Source organism: Photobacterium kasasachensis (assembly GCF_050336885.1).
Classification (GTDB): domain Bacteria; phylum Pseudomonadota; class Gammaproteobacteria; order Enterobacterales; family Vibrionaceae; genus Photobacterium; species Photobacterium kasasachensis.
On the sequence record NZ_JAKJSH010000027.1, the window covers coordinates 1 to 12,373 of the forward strand.

Sequence of the window (12,373 nt, forward strand, 5' to 3'; positions counted from 1 at the left end):
TACGCGAGCTGGGTTTAGAACGTCGTGAGACAGTTCGGTCCCTATCTGCCGTGGGCGTTGGATGATTGAAGGGGGCTGCTCCTAGTACGAGAGGACCGGAGTGGACGAACCTCTGGTGTTCGGGTTGTGTCGCCAGACGCATTGCCCGGTAGCTAAGTTCGGAATCGATAACCGCTGAAAGCATCTAAGCGGGAAGCGAGCCCTGAGATGAGTCATCCCTGATACTTTAAGTATCCTGAAGGGTTGTTGGAGACTACGACGTAGATAGGCAGGGTGTGTAAGCGCTGTGAGGCGTTGAGCTAACCTGTACTAATTGCCCGTGAGGCTTAACCATACAACACCCAAGGGGTTTTATTACTGAAATCGTTCCAGACGATTATCAGTATTTCCTACATCCATGTAGGTCACGGACTCCACAKACGCTTGAATGTARGCGCGAGAACGACTAGTTAACTTTCCCAGATTGCTATTACTTGCTACGGCGGGTAATAAAACGAATTTGCTTGGCGACCATAGCATTATGGACCCACCTGATCCCATGCCGAACTCAGCAGTGAAACGTAATAGCGCCGATGGTAGTGTGGGGTCTCCCCATGTGAGAGTAGGACATCGCCAGGCTTGAATTTAAGCTTTCATCTTTTTAGAAAAAGATGAAAGCAAAAATAAACAAAGCAGTATTAGTAAGACTTTGTTTATACGCAGAATTGCGTGCTGGTATAGCTCAGTTGGTAGAGCGCACCCTTGGTAAGGGTGAGGTCCCCAGTTCAAATCTGGGTACTAGCACCACTAATTTGTTCAGCGACAATAGCACAATGGTCCCACCTGATCCCATGCCGAACTCAGAAGTGAAACATTGTAGCGCCGATGGTAGTGTGGGGTCTCCCCATGTGAGAGTAGGTCATTGCTGAACACCCTTTCAAAACCCAGCCTTTGGCTGGGTTTTCTCGTTTCTGGACGAGAATTCCCTTCATTACTTTTCCTCATCATCTCTTCATTATCTACAATTCTTTTAATACTCTTTCCCTTGCACCTTAGACCAAATTTATATAGTTTTATTTTAGAAATCTGGACGTCTAAACATCTTAATGCCAACGTTTGTTATGAGGGAGGTCGGCATGTAAGTTGTTTCGTTCGGTATAACGTTTAAGGAGTAAACCAATGCCGATAAAAATTCCTGACCAATTACCAGCTACTGATATCTTACGTAGTGAGAATATCTTTGTGATGTCGGAAGCGCGTGCCGCCAGCCAGGAAATACGTCCACTGAAGGTGTTATTGTTGAATTTGATGCCGAAGAAAATTGAGACGGAAACTCAGTTCTTACGGTTATTGTCAAATAGCCCGCTGCAAGTTGATGTGGAGTTGTTGCGAATAGATAACCGGCCAACCAAGAATACGCCAACTGAGCACCTAGATACGTTCTATCGTCAGTTTGAGATGGTAAAGGATCGGAACTACGATGGCCTGATTGTAACCGGAGCGCCCCTGGGACTCGTTCAATTTGAAGATGTGCTGTATTGGGAAGAAATACAGACAATCATGAATTGGGCCAAGGAGCATGTCACTTCGACTATGTTTGTTTGCTGGGCGGCACAGGCTGGCTTGAAGTTGTTGTATGACTTGCCGAAGAGAACGCGCAAAGAAAAGCTGTCAGGGGTCTATTTCCACCGGACACATGATTGCCATAACCCTATTCTTCGTGGTTTTGATGATTCCTTCCTGGCGCCGCATTCACGGTATGCTGATTTTTCACCGGAGTATTTAGCCGAGCATACCGATCTCGATATTCTAGCAACCTCTGATCAGGCTGGTGTGTATCTGGCTGCCACCAAAGATAAGCGTAATGTCTTCGTGACGGGTCATCCGGAATATGATGTATCAACGTTGCATAATGAGTATGTACGTGACCTGGCTGAGGGGATGGAGCCCGCGATACCTGTCAATTATTATCCCGATGATAACCCTGACAACCCTCCGGTTGCCAGTTGGCGCAGTCATGGCCATCTATTGTTTTCTAATTGGCTTAACTACTGTGTCTACCAGCAGACGCCTTATGATCTCGAGCATTTCTCGGAAGCCAACTTTACCAAGGATGATTAACCTAGAAATGAAAAGACCTGCAACAGCAGGTCTTTTGACTAAAGGCTTACGGCAACCGTTTATAGAAGATTACTGATTATTAGTTTCCCATTGCTTGGCTTTGTGGATCAGTGGAGTAATAGTTGAGCCTTGAATGAGAATCGAAAATACAACGACGGCATAAGTCATCACCAAAATGATTTCCCTGACATCAATGTTCTTCTCCGGGATAACAATAATCCCTGCCGGGATAGCCATTGCCATCGCCAGAGCAAGGCCGCCACGTAATCCGCCCCAGGTCAGTATTTTCACCGAGAGTGGATTGTATTGCCGGTAGCGCTCGAAACCCATATACGAAAATTTGATACTTAGATAACGGCTGAGCAGTACCAGTGGAACAGCGACAACCATCAATACCCAGTCTTCCTGATGGAAACTGAACTGCAGCATGCTCATACCGATCAGCAGGAACAGAACGCCATTGAGGAACTCATCGACCAGTTCCCAGAAGTGGTCGAGATGATCCTCACTCTCTTTGGAAAAACCAATATAGCGAGTCCAGTTGCCGATCATGATGCCGGAAACGACCATCGCCAGTGGCCCAGAGACATGAATAACATCGGCAAATACATAACCGGCAGTGGGAATACCTAAAGTCAGGAGGAGCTCCATCGAGTGATCATCGGTGGCGCTGATGAGGTAATGGAAGAGTAAGCCAAGTAAAAAGCCATAGACGATTCCTCCAATAGCCTCCTGTACAAATAGCTGACCTACACCAAGCACGGTTGGCGTTTCATTGCCGAAAGCAATGGTGAACAAGGTAACGAAAATAACGAGGCCAAAACCATCATTGAAAAGGGATTCACCTTCAATTTGTGTTGAGATGCGTCTCGGTGCATCGAGCTTTTTCACAATAGCTAACACTGCGATTGGATCGGTAGGCGATATGAGTGAGCCAAATATCAGGCAGTAGATAAGATCAAACTGAATGCCGAGAAACTGACAGAGCCCCCAGAGAGAAAAACCAATGAAGAAGGTTGAAAACAGGGTTGCCGCCAGTGCAAGTACTGTGATTTCCCATTTTTGATCTTCGAGGTTGGGCAGTTTAATCCCTAGTCCACCGGCAAAAAGCAAAAAGCCCAGGATCCCTTTTAGCAGAAAACTCTCGAAGTTAATTTCGCCAAGCTGCTCGGCGGCAATATCTTCTAGATGAAACCAGCCGTTCTGTCCTGCGATAACGATACCCAGTGACAATACCAATGCCCCGGCAGTAATGGCGATAGTGGTTTGCATTTTTCCTATTTTGCTGTTGATAAATGCAATGATCATTGCAGCAGCAGCAAGAAAGCAGAGGGTGCTATAGACCGACATGCGTCAACCTCAATATGGTTAAAAGTAAAGTATGAAATTGTGACAAAATATAAATCCATCACGCAGCGATAGCTATAGAAAACTTTCCTAGATTCTGGTTTTGTTTTGATAGAGAAAACAAGTTTAGACGTCTAGATTTCCATATGGACTGTGGTAGGATGTTATTCAGCTGTAAAAATAGATAAGGGAAGTAGTGTGGTGTTAAAGGGCAAGGAATTAATACAGAAGCGACTAGAGCAGCAGATCCTGATCATTGATGGTGGTATGGGTACCATGATTCAGGGCTACAAGCTGGAAGAAGCGGATTATCGTGGTGAGCGGTTTGCTGACTGGCACTCAGATCTCAAAGGCAATAACGACCTTTTGGTACTGACACAGCCCCAGTTGATCAAAGATATCCACTTGTCTTATTTAGAGGCCGGTGCAGATATTCTGGAAACCAACACCTTTAACGCAACTACCATTGCGATGGCTGACTATGACATGGAAAGCCTGAGCGCAGAGATCAACCTTGAGGCTGCACGCCTTGCCCGTCAGGCCGCAGATGAGTGGACAGCAAAAACACCGGATAAGCCGCGTTTTGTTGCCGGTGTCCTGGGTCCGACCAACCGCACATGTTCTATATCGCCGGATGTTAACGATCCCGGTTTTCGAAATGTCACTTTTGATCAATTGGTCGAGGCCTATTCAGAGTCTACCCGAGCGTTGATTGAAGGCGGCTCTGATTTAATTCTGATCGAAACGATCTTTGATACCCTGAATGCCAAAGCCTGTTCATTTGCTGTCGAGAGTGTTTTTGAAGAACTTGGCTTCGAATTGCCCGTAATGATCTCGGGCACGATCACCGATGCATCCGGACGGACACTCTCCGGTCAGACGACCGAGGCATTCTATAACTCGCTTCGTCATGTTAAGCCGATTTCCTTTGGTTTGAACTGTGCTCTGGGACCAGATGAGCTCCGTCAGTATGTTGAAGAATTATCCCGTATTTCTGAGTGTGCCGTCTCTGCACACCCGAATGCTGGTTTGCCCAATGCTTTTGGTGAATATGACCTGAGCCCGGAAGAGATGGCAGAGCACATTAAAGAGTGGGCTCAGAGTGGCTTTTTGAATCTCGTCGGCGGCTGCTGTGGTACCACTCCCGAGCATATCCGACAGATGGCTGAGGTGACGCGAGATGTAACCCCTCGCCAACTTCCGGATATTCCTGTGGCATGCCGTCTGTCGGGTCTAGAACCGTTGACGATAGAAGCCGATAGCTTGTTTATTAACGTCGGTGAGCGGACCAACGTAACCGGTTCAGCCCGTTTTAAGCGGCTCATTAAAGAAGAGCTCTATGATGAAGCGCTGGAAGTGGCCCGTCAGCAGGTAGAGGCTGGAGCACAGATCATCGATATCAACATGGATGAGGGGATGCTGGATGCGGAAGCGGCTATGGTCCGTTTCCTCAACCTGTGTGCTACTGAGCCCGAGATCTCGAAAGTACCGATCATGGTCGATTCTTCCAAGTGGGAAGTGATTGAGGCTGGCTTGAAGTGTGTTCAGGGTAAAGCCATCGTTAACTCCATTTCGCTTAAGGAAGGGAAAGACAAGTTTGTTAGCCAGGCCAAGCTGATCCGTCGTTATGGCGCAGCTGTTATCGTCATGGCCTTTGATGAGGTTGGTCAGGCTGATACGCGCGAGCGGAAAATTGAAATCTGTACTAATGCCTACCGGGTCTTGGTCGATGAGGTGGGCTTCCCGCCAGAAGATATTATTTTCGACCCGAACATTTTCGCCGTGGCGACGGGTATTGATGAGCATAACAACTACGCGGTGGATTTCATTGAAGCTGTGGGTGATATCAAGCGGACGTTACCACATGCAATGGTCTCTGGCGGGGTTTCCAACGTCTCTTTCTCGTTCCGGGGCAATAACCCGGTGAGGGAGGCCATTCATGCCGTTTTCTTGTATCACTGTTTCAAGAACGGTATGGATATGGGGATCGTCAACGCCGGTCAGTTGGCTATCTATGATGATCTGCCGGATGAGCTTCGAGAGGCTGTTGAAGATGTTGTGCTTAACCGTCGTGATGATAGTACCGAACGATTGCTGGATATTGCGGACAAATACCGTGATAGCGGAACGGTAGAGGATGACCGTAGTGCGCAGGAATGGCGTGGCTGGGATGTCGAGAAGCGACTGGAGCATGCGCTGGTCAAAGGTATTACCGAGTTTATTGTTGAGGATACGGAAGAAGCCAGAGCAAATGCAAGCAAGCCGCTGGAAGTGATTGAAGGCCCATTGATGGCTGGTATGAATGTCGTTGGCGACTTGTTCGGTGAAGGCAAGATGTTCCTGCCGCAGGTGGTGAAGTCGGCCCGAGTTATGAAGCAGGCAGTGGCCTACCTTGAACCGTACATTAATGCTGAAAAGCAGGCGGGAACGTCGAACGGAAAAATCCTACTGGCAACCGTGAAAGGGGATGTGCACGATATTGGCAAGAATATCGTTGGTGTGGTTTTGCAATGTAATAACTATGAAATTATCGACCTTGGCGTGATGGTCCCTTGCGATAAGATCCTGAAAGTCGCCAAGGAAGAAAATGTCGATATCATCGGTCTGAGCGGCCTTATTACCCCGTCGTTGGATGAGATGGTACATGTAGCTAAAGAGATGGAGCGCCAGGGGTTTGATCTCCCGTTGTTGATTGGCGGGGCAACAACCTCCAAGGCACATACTGCGGTGAAAATCGAAGAGAATTACCATGCGCCGGTTGTCTATGTCTCGAATGCGTCACGGGCGGTCGGCGTTTGCTCGGCACTGCTTTCTGATGAACAGCGCCCTGCGTTTGTCGAACGTTTGGATAAAGAGTATGTGGTGGTACGGGATCAACATGCGCGTAAAAAACCGCGTACCGCGCCTGTCACCCTGGAAGAAGCCCGTGCCAATAAGGTGAACATTGACTGGGCGGCCTATCAGCCTCCAGTTCCGGCAAAGGGCGGGATCCATACATTCACAGATTTCCCTGTGTCTACGTTGCGTGAATATATCGATTGGACCCCGTTCTTCATGACCTGGTCGCTCAGTGGTAAATACCCGACAATTTTGAGACATGAAGTTGTTGGCGAAGAAGCGCAGCGTTTGTTTGACGATGCCAATAAGCTACTGGACGAGATTGAGCAGACCGGCATGATCAAGGCCAACGGGGTCTGTGGGTTGTTCCCTGCCAATAATATTGGTGATGACATTGAAGTTTACACCGATGAGTCTCGTACCGAGGTGTTGACGACTTTGCATGGCCTACGCCAGCAGACGAAAAAGCCCAAAGGGCCAAACTACTGCCTGTCAGATTATATTGCCCCGAAAGAAAGCGGAAAGGCAGACTGGATTGGTGCGTTTGCGGTCACTGGCGGGATCGGTGAATATGAGATTGCGGATCAATTCAAGGCCAAGGGCGATGATTACAACGCTATTATGATCCAGGCGGTAGCCGATCGTCTGGCAGAGGCATTTGCCGAGTATATGCATAAAATAGTGCGCAAAGAAATCTGGGGCTACGCGGCTGATGAGAACCTGAATAATGAGGATTTGATCCGCGAGAAGTACCAGGGTATTCGTCCTGCGCCCGGCTATCCTGCCTGTCCGGAGCATACGGAAAAAGGGGAGATTTGGAAGCTGCTGGATGTTGAGTCAAACACCGGAATGAAGTTGACTGAAAGCTTTGCGATGTGGCCGGGAGCGGCCGTATCGGGCTGGTATTTCTCACATCCGGATACGCGTTATTTTGCTGTGGCACAGATACAAGGTGATCAGCGTGACAGTTATGCCGAGCGCAAAGGCTGGGATCTGGTTGAAGCTGAAAAATGGCTGGGGCCAAACCTATAATGCTGTATCGATAGTGAAATAAACAGGGCGCCGTTTGGCGCCCTGTTCGTAGTTAAGACTCAGTGAGGATCTACTCGAAAATCTTCTGATGCAGCGCTTTCACGACTGACTTGGCATCTTGTTCCTTAACGAGGAAGCAAAGATTGTGCGGGCTGGCACCATAGCAGATCATACGCAGGTTATAGTCTTCCAATGTCCCGAATATTTGCTTGGCCGAGCCCTTTGTGCTGCTCATTTGATTGCCGATAAGCGCCACGAGACATAAGCCTTGTTCAACCTCGACCCGGCACAGTTCGCTTAGCGCTTCAACGGCTTTCGGCGGCAGGGTCGGTGCGCCGCCGCCGGTATCGGTCTGATCCAGTGTTAGCGAGACACTCACCTCTGAAGTCGTGATGAGATCGACAGATACCTTGTGCTCGGCGAGTATACGGAACACTTCGGCCAGGAAGCCATAGGCGTGGAACATATTCAGGCTTGTCAGTGTCACCATTGTTTGGTTGCAACGCAGGGCCAATGCCCGAAATAGCGGCGCGTCATCAACGTTTTCACGGATCCATGTGCCACCTTGCTCCGGTGCTTTGGACGAGCCGATAAATACCGGGATTTGCTGGCGTACAGCCGGTACCAGGGTTGATGGATGGAGGATCTTGGCACCGAAGTTGGCCATTTCCGAGGCTTCGCTAAAGCTGATTTCCTTTATTGGCTTGGCGGCTGCGGCTATACGGGGATCGGTGGTGTACATTCCCGGAACATCGGTCCAAATTTCCAGTGTAGAGGCGTCAACAGCTTCGGCGACCAGAGCTGCACTGTAGTCACTGCCCCCACGGCCCAAAGTTGTCGTCTGTCCCTTGCTGTCCGAGCCAATGAAGCCCTGTGAGATCACAACCTGATTTTCCAGCAGCGGCTGTAGTTTGTCCGCAGCAAGCTGGCGAATCGCTTCAGGTTGCGGGATGGCTTTTCCGAACTGGCTGTCTGTTCGCATGATGTCACGAATATCGAAACGTACAGAGTCGACATCCATTTCATTGAGAATTTGGGTAAACAGATGGGTGGATAGTAATTCACCGTGAGAAACCAGTTGGTCAGTCAGCTGCACGCTTGGTTGCGAGGCTGCTTGTTCTGCTAGCGTAGACACTGAATCAACTAAGCTATCAATTTCTGAAACCACGCTCTCTGGCGATTGCAGTTCGCTGAGCACGTTGTGATGTATTTGGCCTAGTCGGGTCAATAGTTGCTGGCGACGGTCAGGTTCAGTCACTCCATTGGCCAGCTCGACAAGCAGGTTGGTTACACCAGAGCATGCACTGATTAACACGATACGGGCGGCTGGGTTATGTTTGATGATGGCGGCGCTACGGCTCATCGCCGTAAAATCGGCAACGCTGGTTCCACCAAACTTTGCGACAGTCAGGGCTGTGGCATGATTATCTACAGGGCTCAAAGCAAGTCTCCCAATAACAGTAAAATTATAACGAAAAATAGGGAATTTACTCGGGAGGATATTTCCCGACGTCCAATTGTCAGGAGAGCAGATAGGCGAGACGTATTGATAGCGCTACAACCAGAAGCTCCCCACCTTTCACTCGAGAAAGGTGACAGCCAGAAGGATTCAACCTTCGTGGCCGATACTGCAGGCCCCCTGTCCGGCAGTATCTCGGCGTTACTCCCCCTCTCTTATGCTGCCTTGGGGTGGGGCCCCGCAACATAGATACCTGGGTAACGCTCCTCTTCTGTTTTTACCTGATGGTATTCCTGCCATCAGGATGAACAAAAAACGATCTCCATTGAAGCGAATTTGTTGCTCGTTTGTCAATGCTTGTGTGGGAAATTATGCAAATAAATTGCAATAATCCTGTCGGGCAATTTTTATGCTTTCGCCGCATGACTTGCTTCGAAATGAAATTCCTTTAATACTGGTTATCTGCGCTAAGGCCAACTGATACGACATCAGTGAGCGAGTGACTGAGTCTTTCGCTGGCATAGCATTGCACCCTACACAGCTCTTCAGGGAATCACCGAACTCTTATATAAGGGAGATACAATAATGACAATCGGTAGTTTTTATCCGCCACAAAGAACATTAATGGGCCCCGGCCCATCTGATATTTACCCGCAGGTACTACAGGCGTTGAGTCGTCCTACGATCGGCCACCTGGACCCTCTGTTTATCGGCATGATGGATGAGCTGAAGCAGTTGTTGCAGTATGCCTTCCAGACTCAGAATACTTTTACAATTGCCGTTTCTGCTCCGGGTAGTGCCGGGATGGAAGCTTGTTTCGTTAACCTGGTTGAGCCTGGCGACAAAGTGATTGTCTGCCGTAACGGTGTGTTTGGTGAGCGGATGCGCGAGAATGTCGAGCGCTGTGGCGGCGTCGCGGTTATGGTGGACAATACTTGGGGCGAGCCGGTAGATCCGAGCTTGGTTGAGCAGGCACTGGCGGCTAATCCGGATGCCAAAATTGTTGCCTTCGTCCATGCCGAAACATCTACCGGAGCCCTGACTGATGCCGAGGCGATTGCCAAGCTTGCCAGGCAGCATGATTGCTTAACGATTGTCGATGCGGTGACTTCTCTGGGTGGGGTGCCTCTGCTGGTGGATGAGTGGCAGCTTGATGCGGTTTATTCTGGCAGCCAGAAGTGCCTGTCATGTGTGCCGGGTTTGTCGCCGCTGACCTTTTCGCAGAGTGCTGTCGATAAGATCCAAAGCCGTAAGACACCGGTACAAAGCTGGTTCCTGGATCAAAGCCTGGTACTAGGATACTGGAGTGGAGAGGGTAAGCGCAGCTATCACCATACCGCGCCGGTCAATAGCCTGTATGCGCTGCATGAGGCGCTTGTTCTGTTACAGAATGAAGGACTGAAAAATGCCTGGCAGCGCCATAAGGATGTTCATCTGGAGCTTCGCGAGGGACTGGAAAAGCTAGGTATCGAGTTTGTGGTTGATGAAGCCAGTCGTCTGCCGCAACTGAATGCGGTGCATATTCCGGATGGGGTGGATGATGCCCTAGTACGCAAGACCTTGCTTGAGCGTTATAACCTGGAAATTGGTGCAGGCCTTGGCGCGTTGGCCGGTAAAGCTTGGCGTATAGGCTTGATGGGGTATGCCGCCCGTAGTGAAAATGTGGCTTTGTGTCTGAAAGCCCTGGAAACGACACTGAAGTAATCCCTTTCGCGATTGCGCAATTTAGCAAAACGGCTACTACGGTAGCCGTTTTGATTTGAGGAGAAGCTGGGTTATTTCGTCGCTGCAGGCTAGTGTGTTTACTTATCTGTATCCGGAGCAGTATGGCTCAGAATTGGCGTTGCCTCACTCGAGGTAAAGTCCATATTAGGAAACAGATATTGCGCCTCTTGCCGAATTTGTTCTGCCTGACTGGTATTGCCAAGCAGATGATAGGCGGCGATGAGGTTTTGATACAGAGCCGGACGAGGCCAGTTGACCGCTTTCTGTGTTGCCCATTGGATGTATTCATTGATCAGAGTCGGGTTGTTCGAACTCGCCCCAAGCTGAAGCTGGGTAACATGCAAATCCCATTCAAATCGATGTTTCCACGCCCAGGGGTTATTAACCTTGAGCAGGTAGTCAACATTGACCGGGCGGGTCGTTTCGTATTTTGTCAGTAGGTAGCCCGAGTACAGCGTCGTAACCATATAGCTGGTCGTGGCGATAGGTAGCAGCAAGACCAGTACACGAATCGTCAGTACATAGCTTGCCTTGAAGCGATAATACTTGGCTGTCAGGTTATCTACCCAATAGATCAGAATAATGAAGATCACCCAGTGTGCCAGTGAATGGTAAAACGGGTATTCGAGCTGGGTATGTAGCGTTATCGGAAAAAAAAGACCAACCAGCGCAAGTTGAGTTCCTTCACGGGCTTTCTTGATTTTGGCAAAAACAGCCGCAGCCGCCAGAAGTAGCGCTAAGAGCGGGACGACTCCTCCCTCAGAAGCCCAGTAAAGCAATTCATTGTGCGGATGATCGAGTGCAGCCATACCAAAGTGCTGCTCGGGATCGGCATGATGCCACTGGGCCGTCTGGGTAATGAATGACGTTTCAAATGTACCGTAGCCATAGCCTGTCAGCGGCTGTTTCAAAAACATATTGAAGGCTTGCGGAATATGAATGGAGCGCGGGCTCTCCAGGCTTACCTTCTTCTCAACGGGTGTCCAGCCCGTGCTGCTCGCTAGGTTCCAGGTTGCACTCAGGCCTAGCGCTATCATCAACAGCCACATCCGGTACGGTGCCTTGGCAGCAAAGCGACGCAGGTAGGGGATCATCAATCCAGTACCAATAATCGCTCCCAGCCAGCCAGTGCGGGAGCTAAGTACAACCAGCATGGGAATGGTGATAACAGGCGTTAGCAGCAAAAATAGCTGTTGCCATGACCACTTGCCACGGTACATCGGGATACGAGCCAGTAAGTAAGCGGATAGTATCAAACCAGTCGCCAGGAAGCTGGCCATGACATTGGGTTGCTGGAAAATACCGTAAGGACGGTTGCCAATGGTGTCGTAGCCCATCCAGTTATCGGGCTCTAGCCATATAAACTGGTACCAGCCGAGAGAGGCCTGGATCCAGACCGCAATCAGAACCATCCATAGCATGCGTTGGCGTTGACTATGGGTGAACGAAAATTGCTGCAGGCAGATGAAAAATATCAGCCCGGCCCAAAGGGCCAATAAGCGGTTAATCACTTCGGAACCGACTGCGTTGGGGTAAAAGGCTGGTACTGTCAGCAGAGTACAGCAGGCAATCAGGATCAGGGTCAGGCGGGAATAGCGCCAGGTCTTCTGGCGGCATATTTCGAACAGACCAAAAGCAACAGCGAAGCTGAAGGGGATCCAGCTGGCGGCATTGAATGAGAGCTCTAGACCAGAGCCACCCGGGTTGTGCTGGAAGTAATGCATAGCCAGCAAAAAGAGGAAACCGATAGAGGCCAGAAAGGGACGCACCATAGGTTTGCTTATCTTTTGTTCTGCCAGTCTGGTGCCTTGTACATGTAACACTGTCATGGTGATTCTGAGCCTGTTGAGCTGATGTCTGATTCTAAACAGG

Annotated in this window: 6 protein-coding genes, 1 tRNA gene, 3 rRNA genes and 1 riboswitch; of the genes, 7 read left to right on the plus strand and 3 right to left on the minus strand. The window is 49.6% G+C overall.

Annotated elements, in window-relative coordinates; genetic code table 11:
• From L4D19_RS26490 to metA, 5 genes are all read left to right on the plus strand, one after another.
• Positions 1–334, plus strand: a 23S ribosomal RNA gene (locus L4D19_RS26490); the annotation flags it as partial.
• 168 nt (positions 335–502) lie between these two features.
• Positions 503–618: ribosomal RNA gene (gene rrf / locus L4D19_RS26495) — 5S ribosomal RNA — on the plus strand.
• Between the two features lie 92 nt (positions 619–710).
• Positions 711–786 (plus strand) — tRNA-Thr (locus tag L4D19_RS26500).
• 8 nt (positions 787–794) lie between these two features.
• A 5S ribosomal RNA gene (gene rrf / locus L4D19_RS26505) occupies positions 795–910 on the plus strand.
• A 248-nt stretch (positions 911–1,158) separates the two neighbouring features.
• Positions 1,159–2,100, plus strand: a complete 942-nt coding sequence (metA, locus tag L4D19_RS26510; RefSeq protein ID WP_075762433.1) for a homoserine O-acetyltransferase MetA — start codon at positions 1,159–1,161, stop codon at positions 2,098–2,100.
• 69 nt (positions 2,101–2,169) lie between these two features.
• On the opposite strand, the gene L4D19_RS26515 is transcribed toward metA, so the two are convergent.
• Positions 2,170–3,450 carry a cation:proton antiporter gene (locus L4D19_RS26515; RefSeq protein ID WP_428454903.1) on the minus strand — a complete coding sequence of 427 codons (1,281 nt, stop codon included), beginning with the start codon at positions 3,448–3,450 and terminating at the stop codon, positions 2,170–2,172.
• 195 nt (positions 3,451–3,645) lie between these two features.
• Between L4D19_RS26515 and metH the strand changes: the two genes are divergently transcribed.
• The gene (gene metH, locus L4D19_RS26520; protein WP_428454904.1) at positions 3,646–7,317 is read left to right on the plus strand and encodes a methionine synthase; all 3,672 of its coding nucleotides are present in this window, start codon (positions 3,646–3,648) and stop codon (positions 7,315–7,317) included.
• Between the two features lie 70 nt (positions 7,318–7,387).
• On the opposite strand, the gene lysC is transcribed toward metH, so the two are convergent.
• Entirely contained in the window at positions 7,388–8,758 is a 1,371-nt protein-coding gene (gene lysC, locus L4D19_RS26525; RefSeq protein WP_428454905.1) for a lysine-sensitive aspartokinase 3, read from the minus strand.
• Positions 8,759–8,874: 116 nt separating this feature from the next.
• A riboswitch (Lysine riboswitch) is annotated at positions 8,875–9,055 on the minus strand.
• A 306-nt stretch (positions 9,056–9,361) separates the two neighbouring features.
• Between lysC and L4D19_RS26530 the strand changes: the two genes are divergently transcribed.
• Positions 9,362–10,480 (plus strand): pyridoxal-phosphate-dependent aminotransferase family protein, encoded by a 1,119-nt coding sequence (locus tag L4D19_RS26530; protein WP_428454906.1) that lies wholly within the window; start codon positions 9,362–9,364, stop codon positions 10,478–10,480.
• Between the two features lie 98 nt (positions 10,481–10,578).
• Here the strand turns inward: L4D19_RS26530 and L4D19_RS26535 are convergent, their stop codons facing one another.
• Complete coding sequence (locus L4D19_RS26535) at positions 10,579–12,330, minus strand: PglL family O-oligosaccharyltransferase (protein WP_428454907.1); 1,752 nt, start codon at positions 12,328–12,330, stop codon at positions 10,579–10,581.
• Positions 12,331–12,373: the final 43 nt, after the last annotated feature.